We start from the raw sequence: 19,301 nt of genomic DNA on the forward strand, positions 1-19,301 counted from the left end.
TCCGTCGTCGGCCGCGCGGCGTCCGACGGCCTCTGCCATGCTTCCCGACGTGACAACGCTGCGCTCGTTCGGGGTCGAGGAAGAGCTGCTCCTGGTGACGGAGGACGGGTCGCCGTTCGCCAAGGCCCAGGACGTGCTGGAGACCGCCGAGGCGGGTGACGGCCCGCTCGAGAACGAGTTCATGGAGGAGCAGATCGAGACGGCCACGCCGCCGTCGTTCTCCCTCACCGAGCTCGCCGAGGCCCTGCACGCCGGGCGCCGCGGCGCCCAGGACGCCGCCGAGCGGCAGGGCGCGCGCGTCGCGGCCCTGGCCACCTCCCCCGTCCCCTTCACCGGCACCACCGTGGGCAAGCTGCGCTACCTGCGCGCCCGCGAGCAGTTCGGCCTCACCGCGCGCGAGCAGCTCACCAGCGGCTGCCACGTGCACGTCTCGGTGACGGACGACGCCGAGGGCGTCGAGGTGCTCGACCGCATCGGCCCGTGGCTCGCCCCGTTGCTCGCGATCTCCGTGAACTCGCCCTTCTGGCAGGGCCAGGACTCCGGGTACCACAGCTTCCGCTCGCAGGTGTGGGCGCGCTGGCCCACCGCCGGGCCCACCCGGGCGTTCCGCACCCCGGACGCGTACCACGCCGCCGTCAAGGCGCTCGTGGCCACCGGCACGATCCTCGACGAGAACATGGTCTACTTCGACGCCCGCCTGTCGTCCAAGTACCCGACCGTCGAGATCCGCGTCGGGGACGTGTGCCTCGACTCCTCGACCGCCGCGCTCCTGGCCGCGCTCGCCCGCGGGCTCGTGGAGACGGCCGCCCGCGAGGCCGACGCCGGCGCGCCGCTGCCGGACACCCCGCCGGAGATCCTGCGCACCGCGCACTGGCGGGCTGGCCGCTCGGGCCTCGACGGCGACCTGCTGGACCCGCGCAGCGGCCGGCCGGTCGGGGCGCACGACGTCGTCGGCGTGCTGGTCGACCACGTGCGCGACGCGCTGGTGGACGCCGGCGACCTCGACGCGGTGACGGAGATGCTGGGGCGGCTGTGGTCCACGGGCTCCGGCGCGGCCCGGCAGCGGGCCTGGGCCGTCGAGGCCGGGGGCGAGCTCGGGGCGGTCGCGCTCCGCGCCGCGGACGCCTTCCTCGCCTGACGCCCCGCGCCGCCAGCGACGCCGACGTCAGAGCAGCGCGAGCGCCGTGAGCGCGTCCCGGGTCGCGTCGGCGGCGGTCATCCGCTGCGCGGCCACCACCTGGTCGCGGCTGGCGTGGTCGAGGAAGCCCACGGGCAGGCCAACGTGGACGTACGGCGTGACGATCCCCTGCTCGCCCGCCCGCTGCGCGAGCATCGCGCCCACGCCGCCGTCGACCACGCCGTCCTCGAGCGTGACCACCAGGTCGTGCTCGCCGGCGAGCTTCACGAGCGCCTCCGGCACGGGCAGCACCCAGGTGGGCGAGGCCACGGTCACCTCGAGGCCGTGGGCCGCGAGCGCCTCGCCCGTGGTCAGGGCCGTGCCGGCCAGCGAGCCGACGCCGACGACGAGCACGCGGCGCCCGGCCCCTGCGGCCACGTCGCCGGCGGCGGCGTGCCGCGCGACGACGTCGACGCCGTCCAGCTCCTCGACCGCGGGGATCGGGTCGACCAGCGCGCCCTTCGGGTAGCGCACCACGGTGGGCGCGTCGTCGACGTCCACGGCCTGGCGCAGCGCGCCGCGCAGCGTCGCCTCGTCGCGCGGGGCCGCGAGCCGCAGCCCGGGCACGATGCGCAGCATCGCCATGTCCCACATGCCGTTGTGGCTCGCGCCGTCGTCGCCGGTGATTCCGGCGCGGTCGAGCACGAACGTCACGCCGGCCTTGTGCAGCGCCACGTCCATGAGCACCTGGTCGAAGGCGCGGTTGAGGAACGTGGCGTACACGGCGACGACGGGGTGCAGGCCGGCGAACGCCATGCCGGCGGCGGACGTCGCGGCGTGCTGCTCGGCGATGCCGACGTCGAAGGTGCGCTCCGGGAACTCCGCGGCGAACGGCGCGAGCCCCACGGGGTGCAGCATCGCGGCGGTGACCGCCACGACGTCAGGCCGGCGGCGGCCGATCGCGACGATCTCGTCGGCGAACACGCTGGTCCAGCCGAACCGGCTCGGCGCGACCGGCAGGCCGGTCTCCGGGTGGATCTGCCCGACGGCGTGGAAGCGGTCGGCGACGTCCTGCTCGGCGGGCGTGTAGCCGCGGCCCTTCTCGGTGATGGCGTGCACGATGACGGGCGCGCCGTAGGCCTTGGCCCGGCGCAGCGCGTGCTCCATCGCCACGACGTCGTGCCCGTCGACCGGGCCGATGTACTTGATGCCGAGGTCCTCGAACATGCCCTGCGGCGCGACGACGTCCTTGAGGCCCTTCTTGAGCCCGTGCAGCCAGTCGTACGCGAAGCGGCCCGGGGCGCCGGTGCGGTACAGCGCGCGCTTGCCCCACTCGAGGAACTGCTCGTACCCGCGGGTGGTGCGCAGTGTGTCGAGGTGGTTGGCCAGGCCGCCGATGGTCGGCGAGTAGGACCGCCCGTTGTCGTTGACCACGATGACCAGGCGGCGGTCGGAGGCCGCGATGTTGTTCAGGGCCTCCCACGCCATGCCGCCGGTGAGGGCGCCGTCGCCGATCACGGCCACGGCCGTGCGGTCCGTCTCGCCCTTGACGCGGTTGGCCTTGGCGATGCCGTCGGCCCAGGACAGCGCCGTGGACGCGTGCGAGTTCTCGACGACGTCGTGCTCGGACTCGGCACGCGACGGGTAGCCGGACAGCCCGCCGCGCTTGCGCAGCGCCGAGAAGTCCTGGCGGCCGGTGAGCAGCTTGTGCACGTACGACTGGTGGCCGGTGTCGAAGACGATCGCGTCGCGCGGCGAGGCGAAGACCCGGTGCAGCGCGATGGTCAGCTCGACGACGCCGAGGTTCGGCCCGAGGTGCCCGCCGGTGCGGGAGACCTCCTGGACGAGGAAGCGGCGGATCTCGGCCGCCAGCGCGGTGGTCTCCGCGGCGGTGAGCCGTCGCACGTCCTCGGGCGACCGGATGCCGGCCAGCAGACCCATGAACACTCCTTCGATCGTGGCCGTACCACTGTAGGCGCTCGGGGCCCTCCACCCGCACGGGGAGCGGGCCGCGACGGCGCCGCTCACGCGATCTGCACGCCGCCCACACCGCCCGGCCGGGGCCCTGTGCGCCCCGACACACCGCCCGGCGCGCCGAGGCGGTACGTTTCAAGGTGCCGACGGGAAAACCACACCGTCGGCACGCGAGCGCGGCCGAGGCCGGCCGCGCCGAGACCTCTGGGGACCACCAGTGCGCTTCCTCGACGGGCAGCAGCCCACCACCGACCTCACCTACGGCGACGTCTTCCTCGTCCCGTCCCGCTCGGACGTGACCAGCCGCTTCGACGTCGACCTCTCCGCCGCCGACGGCACCGGGGCCACCATCCCGGTCGTCGTGGCGAACATGACCGCGGTCTCCGGCCGCCGGATGGCCGAGACGGTCGCCCGCCGCGGCGGCATCGCCGTCATCCCCCAGGACATCCCGGCCGACGTGGTCGCCGACGTCGTCGCGGGCGTCAAGGCCAAGGACCCCGTCGTCGAGACGCCGGTCGTGGTCGCGCCCACCGAGACCGTCGCCACCGTGCTGACCCTGCTCGGCAAGCGCGCCCACGGCGCCGCCGTGGTGGTCGAGGACGGCCGCCCCGTCGGCGTCGTCACCGAGGCCGACTGCGCCGGCGTCGACCGGTTCGCGCAGGTGGGCCGCGTGATGTCGGGCGAGCTGTTCGCCCTGGACGCCGCCGACGTCGAGCGCGAGGGCCTCGAGGCCACGTACGAGCGCCTGCACGCCGCCAAGGTGCACCTGGCGCCGGTGGTGCGCGACGGCGTGCTCGCGGGCGTGCTCACCCGCAAGGGCGTCGTGCGCTCGCACGTGTACCGGCCGGCCCTCGACGCCGACGGCCGGCTGCGGGTCGGCGCGGCCGTGGGCATCAACGGCGACGTCGCGGCGAAGGCCAAGGACCTGCTCGCCGCGGGCGTCGACGTCCTCGTCGTCGACACCGCCCACGGGCACCAGACCAAGATGCTGCAGGCGCTGGAGGCCGTGCGCTCGGTCGCTCCGGACGTGCCGGTCGTGGCCGGCAACGTGGTGACCGCCGCCGGCGTGCGCGACCTCGTCGCCGCGGGCGCCGACATCCTCAAGGTGGGCGTCGGCCCGGGCGCGATGTGCACCACCCGCATGCAGACCGCCGTCGGGCGCCCGCAGTTCTCCGCCGTGCTCGAGTGCGCCGAGGCCGCCCGCGGGCTCGGCAAGCACGTGTGGGCCGACGGCGGCGTGCGCCACCCGCGCGACGTGGCCCTGGCCCTGGCGGCCGGCGCGTCGCAGGTCATGATCGGCTCCTGGTTCGCCGGCACGTACGAGTCGCCCGGCGACCTGCACGACGACGGCACCGGCCGGCTCTACAAGGAGAGCTTCGGCATGGCCTCCGCCCGCGCCGTCGCGGCCCGGACGGCCGGCGCCGGCACGGCGTTCGACCGCGCCCGCAAGGCCCTGTACGAGGAGGGCATCTCCACCGGGAAGATGTACCTCGACCCGCAGCGGCCCGGCGTCGAGGACCTCCTCGACGAGATCACCTCGGGCCTGCGCTCCTCGTGCACCTACGCCGGGGCGCGCACCCTGGCGGAGTTCCACGAGCGGGCCCTGGTCGGCATCCAGTCGGCCGCCGGCTACCAGGAGGGCATGCCGCTGCCGACGAGCTGGTGAGCCCGCTCCCGGCGGCGCCCCGCGCGTCGCCGCCCGCGCCGTGACGGCGCGCGGGCGGGCTAGCCTCGACGGGTGACCACCGTCGAGGCCGGCTCCGCCCGCGCCCAGCTCCTCGCGCTCGCCCACGACCCGGCGTTCCCCGGGCCGTGGCCGCACGCGCGCGGCGCGCTGGCCGACCCCGCCGCCGCGCGGGCCGCCGCCGTGCTGGTGCTGTTCGGCGTGCTCGACGGGCTGCCCGCCGACCACGAGGCCCAGGCGGAGGCCGTCGCGGCCGACCTGGACGTGCTGCTGCTGGCCCGCGCGGCGACGCTGCGCTCGCACGCCGGGCAGGTCGCGTTCCCCGGCGGGCGCCTGGACCCGGGCGAGGGCACCGTCGCGGCCGCGCTGCGCGAGGCCGTCGAGGAGACCGGCCTCGACCCGGCCGGCGTCGAGGTGCTCGGCGTGCTGCCCGAGATCCCGATGCCGGGCAGCAACCACCGGGTGACCCCGGTGCTCGGCTGGTGGGCCCGGCCCACGCCGGTGGGCGTCGTCGACGTCGCGGAGTCCGCGGCGGTGTTCCGCGTCCCCGTGGCCGACCTCCTGGACCCCGCCCGCCGGTACACCTCGGTGCTGCACCGCGGCGGGCGCACCTGGCGCGGCCCGGCGTTCGTCGTGGAGGCCGACGGCGCCGAGCGCCTGGTGTGGGGGTTCACCGCCGGGATCCTCGACTCGCTGTTCGAGCACCTGGGCTGGACCGAGCCGTGGGACGCCGCCCGCGAGCTCGAGATCCCGTGAGCGCGACGTCCGCCGCCGCCGGTCGCGCGGCAGCGGGGCGGCGCTGATGGTCACCGCCGACCTCGACGTCACCGTGGGGCTGGGCCGTGCGCTGCTGGCCGAGCAGCACCCCGACCTGCTGGAGCGCGGCGGGCTGAGCGTCGCCGCGCACGGGTGGGACAACGTGATGCTGCGGCTCGGCGAGCACCTGGCCCTGCGCCTGCCGCGCCGCGCCGCCGCCGCGCACCTCGTGGAGCACGAGCAGCGGGCGCTGCCCGCCCTGGCCGCACGCCTGGCGCCCACCGGCGTCGCCGTGCCCGCGCCCGTGCGGGTGGGGCGGCCCAGCGCGGCGCTCGGCTACCCGTGGGCCTGGAGCGTGGTCCCGTGGCTCGACGGCGTCGCCGCCGAGGCCACGCCGGTGGCCGCTCGCACGGCGTGGGCGCCGGCCCTCGGGGCGTTCCTGGCCGCGCTGCACGTGCCCGACGGCGCCGCCGGCGCCCCGGCCAACCCGTTCCGCGGGGTCGCGCTGGCCGAGCGGCCGGAGGCGCGCGACCCGCACCGGCTGGCCGAGCGGCTCGCGGCGGTGCCGGCCCGGTGGCGCGCCGGCGCCCTGCGCGCGTGGCGCACGGCCCTCGCGGCCCCGCCGCACGCCGGCCCGCCGGTGTGGCTGCACGGCGACCCGCACCCGGCCAACCTCGTCGTGGCACCGGGCGGGCGCGGCACGGCCGGCGGCGCGCCGGACCGGCTGGTCGCCGCCGTCGACTTCGGCGACGTCACCGCCGGCGACCCCGCCTCGGACCTCGGCGGGCTGTGGCTCGCGTTCGACGCCGCGGGCCGGGCCCGGTGCCGGGCGGTCGTCGACGCCCGCGCGGACGGCGGGCGCGGCTGGGACGCCGCGACGTGGGCGCGGGCCGGCGGCTGGGCCGCGCTGTACGCGGCGAGCATGGTCGCCCACCCGGACGAGCACCCGCGCCTCGTGCCGATCGGCGAGCACGCGCTGCGCGAGCTGGCCGCCGAGGCGTGACCGAGGAGTGGTCGGGGCGTCCCGGCCGGGTGCCCCGGCCCCAGAAGTGGTCAGAAGCCTTCAGAAGGTGACGACCGTCGCGCCCTCGAGCGTGAAGCGGAGCAGCTCGTCCCGGGCCACGTGCAGCTGGAAGCCGCGGGCCAGCAGCGCGCCCTCGGTGCCCTCGGCGCGGGCCGCGTTCACGCACGCCCCGACACGGACCCCGGCGGCGACCAGCTCGTCGAGCTGCCGGTCGAACGTGCGCTCGGCCTCCGAGGCGCCCGCGCCCAGCCGCCGCTGCGCCGGGCCGAAGCAGAACACCTCCACGTCGACGCCGTGGTCGCCGGCGGCCTCCAGCACGCGCTGCGCCACGCGGCTGCCGGTCGCCAGCGAGTCGGGGTCGTCGTGGAACAGGTGGATGACGGTCTTCGGCACGTCGCGCTCCCTCGTCAACGTCGTCTCGACGGCCCGGGTGCGCCGCCGGCCCGGACCGTAGCGCGCGTCCTCCTCGCGCGGCGGGCCGATGTCGCAGACTGGGACCATGGCGAAGAAGCCCACCACGACCTGGACGGACTCCGACCCGCGGGAGCACGTCGCCGCCGTCGCGCACCCGGTCCGCCGGCGGGACGCCGAGACGCTGCTCGGGCTGATGGCCCGGGCCACCGGGCAGGAGCCGCGGATGTTCGGCGCCTCGATGATCGGGTTCGGCGAGTACCACTACCGGTACGCGAGCGGCCACGAGGGCGACGCGCCCGCCGCCGCGTTCTCCCCGCGCAAGGCCGCGACGACGGTGTACCTGCCCGACGGCGTCGACGCGCACGCCCCGGCGCTGGAGCGGCTCGGCCCGCACACCACCGGCGTCGGCTGCCTGTACCTCAAGGACCTCGGCGCGGTGGACCTCGAGGTGCTCGAGGACGTGGTGCGGCGCTCGTACGCCACGGTCACGGCGAGCACGTTCGGGCAGCGCGCCCGCGACGGCGCCGCCGGCTGAGGCGTCCGCGGTCACCCGCCTGCCGTCGAGCGTCGTCGTTCCCCGGCTTCCGGGCCTCGGAAGCCGGGAGAGCGCGACGCTCGGCGCGGCTCAGGTCCAGCGTCCGGCAGCACGACGGCGCCCCGCCGCTCCACCTGGAGCGACGGGGCGCCGTCGTCGTGCGTGAGGCCGGGGGCTCAGCCCACCAGCGAGCGCAGCACGTACTGCAGGATGCCGCCGTTGCGGTAGTAGTCGGCCTCGCCGGGCGTGTCGATGCGGACGACCGCGTCGAACTCGACCGTCGAGCCGTCCTCCTTCGTGGCGGTCACGTGCACCGTGGAGGGCGTGGTGCCCTCGTTGAGCGCCGTGATGCCGGCGATGTCGAACGTCTCGGTGCCGTCCAGGCCGAGCGACGCGGCGCTCTCGCCGGCCGGGAACTGCAGCGGCAGCACGCCCATGCCGATGAGGTTGGAGCGGTGGATGCGCTCGAACGACTCGGTGATGACGGCCTTGACGCCCAGCAGCGCGGTGCCCTTGGCGGCCCAGTCGCGCGACGAGCCCGAGCCGTACTCCTTGCCGCCCAGCACGACCAGCGGGGTGCCCTGCGCCGCGTAGTCCTGCGCCGCGTCGTAGATCGTGTCCTGGGCGCCCTTGACGAAGTTGAAGGTGAAGCCACCCTCGACGCCGTCCAGGAGCTGGTTCTTCAGGCGGATGTTCGCGAACGTGCCGCGGATCATCACCTCGTGGTTGCCGCGGCGCGAGCCGTAGGAGTTGAAGTCGCGACGCTCGACGCCGTGCTCGGCCAGGTAGCGGCCGGCCGGGCTGTCCGGCTTGATGGCGCCGGCGGGCGAGATGTGGTCGGTGGTGACCGAGTCGCCCAGCTTGGCCAGCACGCGGGCGCCGGAGATGTCGGCGACCGGCTCCGGCGTCGCGCCCATGCCCTCGAAGTACGGGGGCTTGCGCACGTAGGTCGACTCCGCGTCCCAGGCGAAGGTGTCGCCCTCGGGGGTCTCCAGCGCGCGCCACCGCTCGTCGCCGGCGAAGACGTCCGCGTAGTCCTTGGTGAACATGTCGCGGTCGATCGACGCGTCGATCGTCGCCTGGACCTCCTCCGGGGACGGCCAGATGTCCCGGAGGAACACCGGGTTGCCCTCGGTGTCGGTGCCGAGCGGCTGGCCGTCGAAGTCGAAGTCCATCGTGCCGGCCAGGGCGTAGGCGATGACCAGCGGCGGCGACGCCAGGTAGTTCATCTTGACGTCCGGGTTGATCCGGCCCTCGAAGTTGCGGTTGCCGGACAGCACCGAGACGACCGACAGGTCGTGCTCGTTGACCGACGCCGAGATCTCGTCCGACAGCGGGCCGGAGTTGCCGATGCAGGTGGCGCAGCCGTAGCCGACCAGGTGGAAGCCGAGCTTCTCGAGGTACGGCCACAGGCCGGCCTTCTCGTAGTAGTCGGTGACGACCTGCGAGCCCGGGGCCATCGACGTCTTGACCCACGGCTTGGAGGCCAGGCCCTTGTCGACGGCGTTCTTGGCCAGCAGCGCGGCGGCGAGCATGACCGACGGGTTCGAGGTGTTGGTGCACGAGGTGATCGAGGCGATCACGACGTGGCCGTGGTCGAGCTGCGTCGTCGTGCCGTCGGCGAGCGTGACGTCGACGACCTTGTGCGGGCGCGCGGCGGAGTCGCCGTGGCCGGGCGCGACCGGCTGGTCCGACGGGTTGTCGTGGGCCGAGGCGGCGATCGGGTCCGAGGCCGGGAAGGTCTCGTCGACCGACTCGTCCAGGCCGGTGAACGGCGCGGCCTCGTCGGCGCTGACGTAGTCGAGGATCGCCGAGGCGAACGACTCCTTGGCCTCGGACAGCTCGATGCGGTCCTGCGGGCGCTTCGGGCCGGCGATCGACGGCACGACGGTGGACAGGTCGAGCTCGAGGTACTCGGAGAACACCGGCTCGGTGTAGCCCTCGGCGCTCGGGTCGAGCCACAGGCCCTGCTCCTTGGCGTACGCCTCGACGAGCGCGAGCTGCTCGTCGCTGCGGCCGGTCAGGCGCAGGTAGTCGACGGTGACCGAGTCGATCGGGAAGATGGCGGCCGTGGAGCCGAACTCCGGCGACATGTTGCCGATGGTGGCGCGGTTGGCCAGCGGCACCTGGGCGACGCCCTCGCCGTAGAACTCGACGAACTTCCCCACCACGCCGTGCTGGCGCAGCATCTGGGTGATGGTGAGCACGACGTCGGTGGCGGTCACGCCGGCCGGGATGGAGCCCGACAGCCTGAAGCCGACGACGCGCGGGATGAGCATCGACACCGGCTGGCCCAGCATGGCGGCCTCGGCCTCGATGCCGCCGACGCCCCAGCCCAGCACGCCCAGGCCGTTGACCATCGTGGTGTGCGAGTCGGTGCCCACGCAGGTGTCGGGGTAGGCGCGCAGCGCACCGTCCACCTCGCGGGTCATGACCGTGCGGGCCAGGTACTCGATGTTGACCTGGTGCACGATGCCGGTGCCCGGGGGCACCACCTTGAAGTCGTCGAACGCCGTCTGGCCCCAGCGCAGGAACTGGTAGCGCTCGTGGTTGCGCTGGTACTCCAGCTCGACGTTGCGCTGGAACGCGTCGGCGCGGCCGGCGACGTCGATCTGCACCGAGTGGTCGATGACCATCTCGGCCGGGGCCAGCGGGTTGATGCGGGCCGGGTCGCCGCCGAGGGCCGCGACGGCCTCGCGCATGGTGGCCAGGTCCACGACGCAGGGCACGCCGGTGAAGTCCTGCATGATCACGCGGGCCGGCGTGAACTGGATCTCGGTGTCGGGCTGGGCGTCCGGGTCCCACGACGCGAGGGCGCGCACGTGGTCGGCGGTGATGTTCGCGCCGTCCTCGGTCCGCAGGAGGTTCTCGGCGAGGATCTTCAGGGAGTAGGGCAGCCGCTCCAGGCCCTCGACCGCCGCGAGGCGGAAGATCTCGTAGGCCTTGCCGCCGACCTCCAGCGTTCCCTTCGATCCGAACGTGTCCACGCTGCTCACTACGGCTCCTCCAACGGGGCTGACGCGCGCCGGGCCGTGCGCTCGCGCACGCGGGACACCGACGCTGGCTTCGGGGCTCACCCGGCCGGGCCGGGCACTGCGTCCAGCATATCCCACATATCTTGACGTCAAGATACTGAGGGTGCCCTCACCCGCACGGGAATCTTCCGGCCGCGCCGGTCGTTGCACCATGGCCGCCGACGGCCGACCGGAAGGACACCGATGCCCGCGCTCCGCCCGACCGCTCCGCCCGCGCCCAGCACCACCGCCGAGACCGCGGCGACACCCGCTCCCCCGCCGCCGCTGGCCCCGCTGCCCGCCCAGGCCGAGCGCCTGCTCGCCCTCGGCGCGGTGCCCGACGACGGTCCGCTGGCCCCGGCGGCGCTGCGCGAGGCCGCCGCGCGGCTCGCCGCCACGGCCCCGCCCGGCGCGCTGCTCGTCCTCGCGCCCGCCGTCGCGCCGCCGTCGCGGCTCGCGCCGCTGCTGCGCCTGCCCGCGCCGGGGCGGCAGGCCGGCGAGCGCGCCGGCTTCGTCGTCGCCGACATGACCGACGTCGACGCCTTCGGCCCGGTCGCCGAGGTGCCCGACGCCCCCGTGTACGCCGTCGCGCCGCCCGACCGCGGCGACGACCTGCGCGGCTGGTCCCCCGCCGAGGCCGCGGCGGAGCTCGCCGCGCGCGGCCGCACGCCGCTGACCCTGGCCGAGGGCGTGCACTGGGCGCTGCAGGCACCGGCGGTGCTGGACCGGAACGTCTGCTACATGACGATCGGCTCGCGCCTGCGCCGGGCCGGCGGGCGGTACGACGCCCGCACGCCGGCGCTGTGGATCTCCGGCGGCACGGGGCGCGACGGCCGCGAGCGCCGCGGCGCGCCCAAGGTGGGCTGGTGCTGGTGGAACAACCGGCACACCTGGCTCGGCTTCGCCTCCACGACCCGGCGGGTGGTCCCGTGACCGCGGCGTCGGTGCAGCGCCCGCCCGTGACGTTCCTGCCGAGCCCGTTCCTCGGCCCGGCGGTCTGGGAGCCGGTCGCCGAGCGCCTGCAGTCGCACGGCTGGCGCACCCGGGTGGCGCCCGTGCGCGGCACCGCGCCCGCCGAGGTGCTCGACGGCTTCGAGGAGGCCCTGCCGGACGACGAGCCGCCGGTCCTCGTGCCGCACTCCAACGCCGGGCTGTACGTGCCGGCGATCGCGGCGGTGCTGCCGCCGGCGGGCACGGTGTTCGTCGACGCCGCGCTGCCGCCGTCGTCCGGGGAGGCGGCGCTGGTGCCGCCCGCGCTGCGCGACGAGCTGCGCGGCCGGGCCGACGGCGCGGGCCTGCTGCCGCCGTGGACCGGCTGGTGGCCGCGCGGCGACGTGCGGGCCCTGGTGCCGGACGACGCGACGCTCGAGCGCGTCCAGGCCCAGGCGCGGCGGCTGCCGGCGACCTATCTCGACGCCACGCTGCCGGTGACCGCCGGGTGGGCGTCCGGGCGCAACGCCTACCTGGCGTTCGGCGGCACGTACGCGGAGGAGCTGGAGCAGGCGCGCGCCGCGGGCTGGCCCACCGACGAGCTCGCCGGCGGCCACCTGCACATGCTCGTGGACCCCGACGCCGTCGCGGGCGCGATCGCGGCCCTGCTGGCGCGGATCTGACGGCGGCGTCCGCCGAGGCGAGCCCGGCGCGTCCGTGCCTACGGTGGGTCATGGCTACCTACCGCGTCGAGGCCCTGCGCACGGACGGCCCGGACGACGTGCACTCGTTCCGCGCCGGCAGCGACGACGACGCCGCGGTCGTCCTGGCCGGCGAGCGGCGCGAGGGCCGGCTCCCGCCGATCGACCAGTACATCGTCCAGGTCACCGACGACGACGGCGGCCGGCGCCAGCTCGACACGCGCTACTACGCCTGACCGGGTCCCGGTCCTCGCGCCCGCCACCGCGCACCGCCGCGCGGCGGCGTCACCGCCGCAGGACCGCCACGGCCTCCACGTGGTGGGTGTGCGGGAACAGGTCGAACCCGCGCAGGTCGCGCAGCTCGTACCCGTGGTCGCCGAAGTACGCCAGGTCCCGGGCCAGCGCGGCCGGGTCGCAGGCCACGTAGACGACGGTGTGCGGGCCGCGGTCGGCGATCGTCGCGACGACGGCGCGCCCGGCGCCGGCCCGCGGCGGGTCGAGGACGACGACGTCGGCCCCGCCGACGTCGGCCCCGGCCGCGTCCGTGCCCGCGAGCACGCGGTCCACGGCGCCGAGGTGCAGCGTCACCTGGGGCAGCGCGTGGGCGTTGCGGCGCGCGTCCTTCACGGCGCGCGCGTCGCCCTCCACGGCCACGACCCGGCCGGACTCCCCCGCCGCGACGGCGAGCGGCAGCGTGAACAGGCCCGCGCCGGAGTACAGGTCGAGGATCCGGGCGCCGCTCACGTCGCCGACCGCGGCGAGCACCGCGTCCGCGAGCACGCCGGGCGCCGCGCGGTGCACCTGCCAGAACCCGTCGGCCGCCACGCGGAAGCGGAACTCCTGCCCGGCCACGGCCCCGGCCGTGACCGTGACGGCCTCGGCGACGGCGCGGCGGGCGTTGGGGCGGGTGTCCGCACGGCCGCGGTGCCACGGCGCGCCGTCGACCAGCAGCACCGGGTCGGCGCCGCCGGCGGGCGCGACCAGCTCGAGCTCGGCGCCCGGGCGCCAGCGGCGCGTCCACACGCCCTCGGCGTCCGCCAGGGCGGCGACCGCTTCGGTCGCCAGCGGCATGCCGTCCAGCGGCACGACGTCGTGCGAGCGGAACCGGCGCATGCCGGCGCGACCCTCACCGTCGGCGACCAGGTCGATGCGGGTGCGATAGCCGAGGCCGCCGCGCTCCTCGTCGCCGGGCGCGGCCTCCACCACCACCTCGCGCTCCAGGCGCGCCAGCCGCGCGAGCTGCTCGGCCAGCACGGCGGCCTTCCAGCGCCGCTGCGCGGGCAGCGCCACGTGGGACAGCTCGCCGCCGCCCACGCCGCCGGGACCCGCACCGGGCCAGGCGGGCGTCACCCGCTCCGGCGACGCGTCGAGCACCTCCACGGCGTCGGCGCGCCAGAACCGCGTGCCGCCCTCGGTGACGACGGCGCGGACCCGCTCGCCCGGCAGCGCGTGCCGCACGAACACGACGCGGCCCTCGTGGCGGGCGACGCAGTGCCCGCCGTGGGCGACGGGGCCGACGACGAGGTCGAGCTCGCGGCCCGCCTCGGGGTCGGCGGTGCGGGGGCGGGGCGCGGAGCGGTGGGGTCGGGGCACCGCACCATTCTCTCCCGCCGCAGGGGCCCGGCCGCACGCCGGGCGCGTCAGTACCGGCGCAGCCGGCCCTCCACGTAGTCCTCGCCCTCGAGCCCGGTGTGCCCCGCCGAGGAGGCCAGCTGCCACGGCACGGATGCCACCACGACGCCCGGCGTGAACAGCAGCCGGCCCTTGAGGCGCAGCGCCGACTGGTTGTGCAGCAGCTGCTCCCACCAGTGGCCGACGACGTACTCGGGGATGTACACGACGACGAGGTCGCGGGGGGACTCGCGCCGGATGGAGCGCACGTACTTGAGGATCGGGCGGCCGATTTCGCGGTACGGCGAGTCGAGCACCCGCAGCGGCACCGGCAGGTCGAGCGACTCCCACTGGCGGGTGAGGTCGGCCACCTCGTCCGGGTCGACGCCCACCGTCACGGCCTCGAGCACCGACGGGCGCGAGGCACGGGCGTACGCCACGGCCCGCATCGTCGGCTTGTGCAGCTTCGACACCAGCACGAGGGCGTGCACGCGGCTCGGCAGGGCGCGCGCCGCGGCGACGTCGTCGAGCGACAGCTCGTCGCGCACCCGGTCGTAGTGCGCCCGGATGCCGCGCATGAGGACGAAGAGCACGGCCATGGCGAGGAGGGTGATCCACGCCCCGTGGGTGAACTTGGTGAGCAGCACGATGACCAGCACGGAGCCGGTGCAGGCGAGGCCGACGGCGTTGACGACGCGCGAGCGCTTCATCCGCGACCGGGTGCGCGGGTCCGGCTCGCGCTTCAGCTCGCGGGTCCAGTGCCGGATCATGCCGAGCTGGCTCAGGGTGAACGAGACGAAGACGCCCACGATGTACAGCTCGATCAGCCGCGTCACCTCGGCGTCGAACGCGACGATGAGCACGACCGCCGCGGCGGCCAGCGCGATGATGCCGTTGGAGAACGCGAGCCGGTCGCCGCGGGTGTGCAGCTGGCGGGGCAGGAAGCCGTCCTTGGCCAGGATCGAGCCGAGCACCGGGAAGCCGTTGAACGCGGTGTTGGCCGCCAGCACGAGGATGAGGCCCGTGATGGCCGAGACGGCGTAGAACGCCGGCGGGAAGCCGGTGAAGATCGCCTCGGCGAGCTGGCCGATCGTCGGGTGCTGCTCGTAGTCGGCCGGGATGGGGCCGCCGTCGAGCCGCAGCTGCGACTGGGGGTCGGCCGCGTAGTGCACGCCCGTGGCCTGGGCGAGCATGAGGATGGAGACCACCATCGTGGCCGAGATGGTGCCGAGCAGCAGCAGCGTCGTGGCGGCGTTGCGCGACTTGGGCTTGCGGAAGGCGGGCACGCCGTTGCTGATCGCCTCGACGCCGGTCAGCGCGGCACAGCCGGAGGCGAACGCGCGGGCCAGCAGGAACGCGCCGGCCAGGCCGATGAGGCCCTGGTCGTAGGCGGCCGTGGGCACGAGCTCGAACTGCGCCGACTCCGCGGCGGGCAGGTCGCCGGCCAGGTACCGCACCGCCCCGGTGACCACCATGATGCCGATGAGGGCCATGAACAGGTACGTAGGGACGGCGAAGAACGTGCCGGACTCGCGCACGCCGCGCAGGTTCATCACCGTCAGCAGGACGACGGCGACCACCGCCGCGCTCGCCTCGTGGCCGCGCAGCGCCGGGACGGCCGACGCCGCGTACTGGGCGGCCGAGGAGATCGACACCGCGACCGTGAGCACGTAGTCGACCAGCAGCGCCGAGGCGACGCCGAGCCCCGCCGCGGGGCCGAGGTTGACGGTGGCGACCTCGTAGTCGCCGCCGCCGGACGGGTAGGCGTGCACGTTCTGGCGGTAGGAGGCCACGACGACCAGCAGCACGAACACGACGGCCAGGCCGACCCACGGCGAGATCGCCGTGGCCGCGAGCCCGGCGACGGCGAGCGTCAGCAGGATCTCGTCCGGCGCGTACGCGACCGACGACAGCGCGTCGGACGCGAAGACCGGCAGGGCGATGCGCTTCGGCAGGAGGGTGTGGCCGAGCTTCTCGCTGCGCACCGGGCGCCCGAGGAGGAGCCGCTTGGCGACGTCCGCGATGTCTGACACGAGTAGAACTGTAGGCACGCGCCGGGCCCCGCGCTGCGCCCGGCCGCAGGCGCTGTAGCGTTCCGTCCGTGCACTTCGTGATCATGGGCTGCGGCCGCGTGGGCGCCTCGCTCGCGCAGGGCATCGAGGGCCGCGGCCACTCGGTGGCGATCATCGACCAGAACCCCGACGCGTTCCGCCGGCTGCCCGCCGAGTTCGAGGGGCAGAAGGTGACCGGCGTCGGCTTCGACCGCGACACCCTGCGCCAGGCCGGCATCGAGGACACGTACGCGTTCGCCGCCGTCTCCGACGGCGACAACTCCAACGTCCTGGCCGCCCGCGTCGCCCGGGAGACGTTCGGCGTCGACAAGGTCGTGGCGCGGATCTACGACCCGCAGCGCGCCGAGATCTACCAGCGCCTCGGCATCCCCACCGTGGCCACCGTGCGCTGGACGGCGGACCAGGTGCTGCGCCGCATGCTGCCCCTGGGCGTCACCGACGAGTACCGCGACCCGTCCGGGCAGGTGCGCCTGGCCCAGGTCGACTACCACCCGGGCTGGACGGGCCACAGCGTGCGCCGCATCGAGGCCCTGACGGGCGCGCGGGTCGCCTTCCTGTCCCGCTACACCGACGGCGTGCTGGTCACCGGCGACACCGTGCTCCAGGAGAGCGACGTGCTGCACGTGCTCATGCGGGACGAGGACGCCGCCACGGTCGAGCGGCTGCTCGCCCACGCGCCGGACCTGAGGGAGGACTGATGCGCGTCGTCATCGCCGGCGCCGGCTCGGTGGGCCGGTCCATCGCCCGCGAGCTGCTCGCCCACGACCACCAGGTGGTCCTCGTCGACAAGTCGCCCGCCGCGATGCGCGTGGCCCAGGTGCCCGACGCCGACTGGCTGCTCGCCGACGCGTGCGAGCTGCCCACGCTGGAGACCGCGCAGGTCGCCGAGGCCGACGTCGTCGTCGGCGCCACCGGCGACGACAAGGCCAACCTCGTCTTCTCGCTGCTGTGCAAGACGGAGTTCGGGGTGCCGCGCACGGTGGCGCGCGTGAACAACCCGAAGAACGAGTGGATGTTCGACGCCTCGTGGGGCGTGGACGTCGCCGTCTCCACGCCGCGGATCATGACGGCGATGGTCGAGGAGGCCGTCGCCGTCGGCGACCTGGTGCGGATCTTCACCTTCCACCAGTCCGGCGCGGACATCCTCGAGCTCACGCTGCCGGAGACCTCGCCCCTGGTCGGCACCCGCGTGGGCGCCGTGCAGTGGCCGGCCGACACGGTGCTCGCGGCGATCGTGCGCGGCACCTCCCCCATCGCGCCATCCGTCGACGACACCCTCGAGGCGGGCGACGAGCTGCTCATCGTCACCGGCCGCGAGGCCGACGAGGCGGCGCTGCAGGAGCTGCTCGTGCGCGGCCGGACGGACGTCCTCCCCGAGGCCGCCGGGCCGGAGGACGCCGCGGACGCCGGGGTGGCGCTGCAGCCGCAGGCCGCGCAGCCCGGCGACGACGCCGCCCGCTGAGCACGACGGCGGCGACGCCGCGGTGCTCAGCCGGCGGCGGGCGTGACCGTCGGGGTGGGGTGCGGCCGCCGCACGACCGCCCAGGTGAGCCACAGCACCAGGCCCCACAGGGGCACGCCTAGCACGAGGTGCGCCGTGCCGAGCCAGCCGACCTCGTCCGAGAGGTACAGCGGGACCTTCACCGCCAGGCGGACGGCGAACAGCCCCACCCAGAACCACGTGGCGAGCGTGTACCGGCGCATCAGCTCCGGGTCGCGGCGCCAGGCCGTGGCCCCGGCGAGCGGGCTGCCGCCCTCGGCCGCGCGGGCGCGCGCCTGGTCGGCGCCGAAGCCCGCCCGCAGCGCCTCCACGACGAAGCCCACGACGGGCCAGCGCAGCAGGATCGAGGCGAGCACGGCCACGAGGTAGGCGGCGTTGGTCACCAGGCCCCAGACGTAGAAGTCCTCGGCCTCCCCCGAGCGCCAGGCCCACACCACGCCGACGCCGATGCCCAGCAGGCCGCCGAGCGCCTGCGTCGCCGGGGCGCGCTGCACCAGGCGCGCGACGACGGCCACCAGGGCCGCGGCGACCGCGGCGCCGAGGGACCACGCGAGGTTCGACGACGCCACGAAGACGGCGACGAACACCAGCCCCGGCAGCACCGCCTCCACGACGCCGCGCACGCCGCCGACGGCGTCGGCGAACGAGAAGTGCTCGGCCGTCACGGCGCGCAGCCCGCCGCCGCCCGCCGCGGCGGGCGGGTCCTGCGGGACGGACGGGGGCACGAGGGGCCGCTGGTCGCTCACTCGCCCGCCCGCGGCCGCAGCTCGTAGCGGGGGTTGAACATGGTGCGCCGCCCCTCGACGTCGCAGACCATGCCCTCGACCTTCACCCGGCGGCCGGGCTCGATGCCGGCGATGGCGCGGCGGCCGAGCCACACGAGGTCGACCGAGCCGGAGCCGTCGTAGAGCTCCGCCTCCACGGCGGGCACGCCCTCGCGAGGACGCAGGACGACGGAGCGCAGCACGCCCGCCGCCTTGCCCCGGGCGCGGGGCGCCAGGTCGGACACGGCCTTGCAGCCGAGCTGCTTCGCGGCCTCGTCGCGCTCCTCGACGGCCGCGACGTCGTCGGCGGACGCCAGCACGTGCTGGACGGCGGTGCGCAGTGACATCGGTGTGCTCGGTTCCTCAGCGGATCTCGGTGATCTCGGGCCCGCGGGTGAGCGGGTCGAACGTGGGCGTGCGGGGCTCGGTGCCCTCGGTCGCCGTCTCGGGCCTGCGGCCCTGGTTGGGCAGCGTGAGCGTCAGCAGGTCGCGGGGCGGGCGCGGCGCTCCGTCGCGCACCACCACGACGCCCGCGAACACCGACTCCAGCGCCCGGGCCGCCTCGGCGTCGACGGCGGCCTTGCCGGTCAGCACGCCGCGCAGGAACCAGCGCGGGCCGTCGACGCCGACGAAGCGCGCGGGCCGCACGGCCTGCCGGCCGTCGGACGTGGTGGCGGGGATGCGGGCGATGAGCTCGCGGCCGAAGGGACCGGGCACGTCGTCGACGGTGCCGCCCTGCTTGGCCACGGACCCGGCGATCTCCTCGCGGACCTCGTCCCAGATGCCCGCGGTGCGCGGCGCGGCGAACGCCTGGACCTGCAGGCCGGAGCCGCCGAGCGTCGCCGAGACGCCGGTGACCTTCTGGGTGCGCTTGTCGATCTCCATGCGCAGCTCGAGGCCGGGCAGCACGGGCAGCCAGATCGCGCCGAGGTCGACTCGCGGGCCCATGCTCGACACCTGCGAGGCGTCGAACGGGCCGCGGGTCGGCTCGGCCGGCCCGCCGGCCTCCTCGGCGGGCTCGCCGCCGGCCGCGGCCTCCTGCGGCGGCTCGGCGGGCTCGGACGCCTGCGGCGTCCCCTTCGACGCGGTGCGCCGGAACAGACCCACGGAGGGCCTCCTTCGCTCTCTCACCCCTGCCGGGCGCGCGCCCGGCAGGCCGTACGTGTCCACAGTAGCCCGGGGTCAGGACAGAGATTGAACGCCA

Annotated in this window: 18 protein-coding genes; 10 read left to right on the forward strand and 8 right to left on the reverse strand. The window is 75.7% G+C overall.

Annotation, left to right across the window (positions count from 1 at the left end; all coding sequences use genetic code 11):
* The first annotated feature begins 37 nt into the window (after positions 1-37).
* The gene (locus U5M74_RS02115) at positions 38-1,138 is read left to right on the forward strand and encodes a glutamate--cysteine ligase (protein WP_410905679.1); all 1,101 of its coding nucleotides are present in this window, start codon (positions 38-40) and stop codon (positions 1,136-1,138) included.
* Between the two features lie 27 nt (positions 1,139-1,165).
* Here the strand turns inward: U5M74_RS02115 and dxs are convergent, their stop codons facing one another.
* Complete coding sequence (dxs, locus tag U5M74_RS02120) at positions 1,166-3,058, reverse strand: 1-deoxy-D-xylulose-5-phosphate synthase (protein WP_410905681.1); 1,893 nt, start codon at positions 3,056-3,058, stop codon at positions 1,166-1,168.
* A 250-nt stretch (positions 3,059-3,308) separates the two neighbouring features.
* On the opposite strand from dxs, the gene U5M74_RS02125 reads away from it, so the two are divergent.
* The 3 genes from U5M74_RS02125 to U5M74_RS02135 all read left to right on the forward strand — a co-directional run bounded on the left by U5M74_RS02125 (position 3,309) and on the right by U5M74_RS02135 (position 6,534).
* Entirely contained in the window at positions 3,309-4,757 is a 1,449-nt protein-coding gene (locus U5M74_RS02125) for a GuaB1 family IMP dehydrogenase-related protein (protein WP_410905683.1), read from the forward strand.
* A gap of 72 nt (positions 4,758-4,829) precedes the next feature.
* Positions 4,830-5,531 carry an NUDIX hydrolase gene (locus U5M74_RS02130; protein WP_410905685.1) on the forward strand — a complete coding sequence of 234 codons (702 nt, stop codon included), beginning with the start codon at positions 4,830-4,832 and terminating at the stop codon, positions 5,529-5,531.
* A gap of 46 nt (positions 5,532-5,577) precedes the next feature.
* A complete protein-coding gene (locus tag U5M74_RS02135) occupies positions 5,578-6,534 on the forward strand; it encodes a phosphotransferase (protein ID WP_410905687.1) in 957 nt (318 codons plus the stop codon).
* A gap of 60 nt (positions 6,535-6,594) precedes the next feature.
* Here the strand turns inward: U5M74_RS02135 and U5M74_RS02140 are convergent, their stop codons facing one another.
* Positions 6,595-6,948: a DsrE family protein gene (locus tag U5M74_RS02140; protein WP_410905689.1), complete on the reverse strand. Its 354-nt coding sequence runs from the start codon at positions 6,946-6,948 to the stop codon at positions 6,595-6,597.
* Between the two features lie 106 nt (positions 6,949-7,054).
* Between U5M74_RS02140 and U5M74_RS02145 the strand changes: the two genes are divergently transcribed.
* Positions 7,055-7,504 carry a DUF1801 domain-containing protein gene (locus tag U5M74_RS02145; RefSeq protein ID WP_410905691.1) on the forward strand — a complete coding sequence of 150 codons (450 nt, stop codon included), beginning with the start codon at positions 7,055-7,057 and terminating at the stop codon, positions 7,502-7,504.
* A 176-nt stretch (positions 7,505-7,680) separates the two neighbouring features.
* On the opposite strand, the gene U5M74_RS02150 is transcribed toward U5M74_RS02145, so the two are convergent.
* Entirely contained in the window at positions 7,681-10,500 is a 2,820-nt protein-coding gene (locus U5M74_RS02150) for an aconitate hydratase (protein WP_410905693.1), read from the reverse strand.
* Positions 10,501-10,722: 222 nt separating this feature from the next.
* Here U5M74_RS02150 and U5M74_RS02155 point away from each other — a divergent pair, with 222 nt between their 5' ends.
* Genes U5M74_RS02155 through U5M74_RS02165 form a run of 3 tightly spaced genes read left to right on the forward strand, consistent with a single transcriptional unit; the run spans position 10,723 to position 12,385 of the window.
* Positions 10,723-11,451, forward strand: coding sequence for a DUF5701 family protein (locus tag U5M74_RS02155; RefSeq protein ID WP_410905694.1), 729 nt, complete (start codon positions 10,723-10,725; stop codon positions 11,449-11,451).
* Positions 11,448-12,131 (forward strand): hypothetical protein, encoded by a 684-nt coding sequence (locus U5M74_RS02160; RefSeq protein ID WP_410905697.1) that lies wholly within the window; start codon positions 11,448-11,450, stop codon positions 12,129-12,131. Before U5M74_RS02155 ends, U5M74_RS02160 begins: the two co-directional genes overlap by 4 nt.
* A 50-nt stretch (positions 12,132-12,181) precedes the next feature.
* On the forward strand, positions 12,182-12,385 hold the full coding sequence (locus tag U5M74_RS02165; protein WP_069984111.1) for a hypothetical protein: 204 nt from the start codon (positions 12,182-12,184) through the stop codon (positions 12,383-12,385).
* 49 nt (positions 12,386-12,434) lie between these two features.
* Here the strand turns inward: U5M74_RS02165 and U5M74_RS02170 are convergent, their stop codons facing one another.
* Positions 12,435-13,742: a class I SAM-dependent RNA methyltransferase gene (locus tag U5M74_RS02170; protein WP_410905699.1), complete on the reverse strand. Its 1,308-nt coding sequence runs from the start codon at positions 13,740-13,742 to the stop codon at positions 12,435-12,437.
* A gap of 47 nt (positions 13,743-13,789) precedes the next feature.
* The gene (locus U5M74_RS02175) at positions 13,790-15,793 is read right to left on the reverse strand and encodes an APC family permease (RefSeq protein ID WP_410905701.1); all 2,004 of its coding nucleotides are present in this window, start codon (positions 15,791-15,793) and stop codon (positions 13,790-13,792) included.
* 83 nt (positions 15,794-15,876) lie between these two features.
* On the opposite strand from U5M74_RS02175, the gene U5M74_RS02180 reads away from it, so the two are divergent.
* Both U5M74_RS02180 and U5M74_RS02185 read left to right on the forward strand, forming a co-directional pair.
* Positions 15,877-16,530, forward strand: coding sequence for a potassium channel family protein (locus U5M74_RS02180; RefSeq protein ID WP_410905784.1), 654 nt, complete (start codon positions 15,877-15,879; stop codon positions 16,528-16,530).
* The gene (locus tag U5M74_RS02185; RefSeq protein WP_410905703.1) at positions 16,530-17,294 is read left to right on the forward strand and encodes a potassium channel family protein; all 765 of its coding nucleotides are present in this window, start codon (positions 16,530-16,532) and stop codon (positions 17,292-17,294) included. The genes U5M74_RS02180 and U5M74_RS02185 overlap by 1 nt, the downstream gene beginning before the upstream one ends.
* A gap of 26 nt (positions 17,295-17,320) precedes the next feature.
* On the opposite strand, the gene U5M74_RS02190 is transcribed toward U5M74_RS02185, so the two are convergent.
* Genes U5M74_RS02190 through U5M74_RS02200 form a run of 3 tightly spaced genes read right to left on the reverse strand, consistent with a single transcriptional unit; the run spans position 17,321 to position 19,204 of the window.
* Entirely contained in the window at positions 17,321-18,058 is a 738-nt protein-coding gene (locus U5M74_RS02190) for a DUF3159 domain-containing protein (protein WP_410905705.1), read from the reverse strand.
* Between the two features lie 17 nt (positions 18,059-18,075).
* Entirely contained in the window at positions 18,076-18,444 is a 369-nt protein-coding gene (locus U5M74_RS02195; protein WP_410905707.1) for an OB-fold nucleic acid binding domain-containing protein, read from the reverse strand.
* Positions 18,445-18,460: 16 nt separating this feature from the next.
* The gene (locus U5M74_RS02200; protein ID WP_410905709.1) at positions 18,461-19,204 is read right to left on the reverse strand and encodes a DUF3710 domain-containing protein; all 744 of its coding nucleotides are present in this window, start codon (positions 19,202-19,204) and stop codon (positions 18,461-18,463) included.
* Positions 19,205-19,301 lie beyond the last annotated feature (97 nt).

Origin of the sequence: Puerhibacterium sp. TATVAM-FAB25 (assembly GCF_046535855.1) — a bacterium.
Lineage (GTDB): Bacteria > Actinomycetota > Actinomycetes > Actinomycetales > Cellulomonadaceae > Puerhibacterium > Puerhibacterium variabilis_A.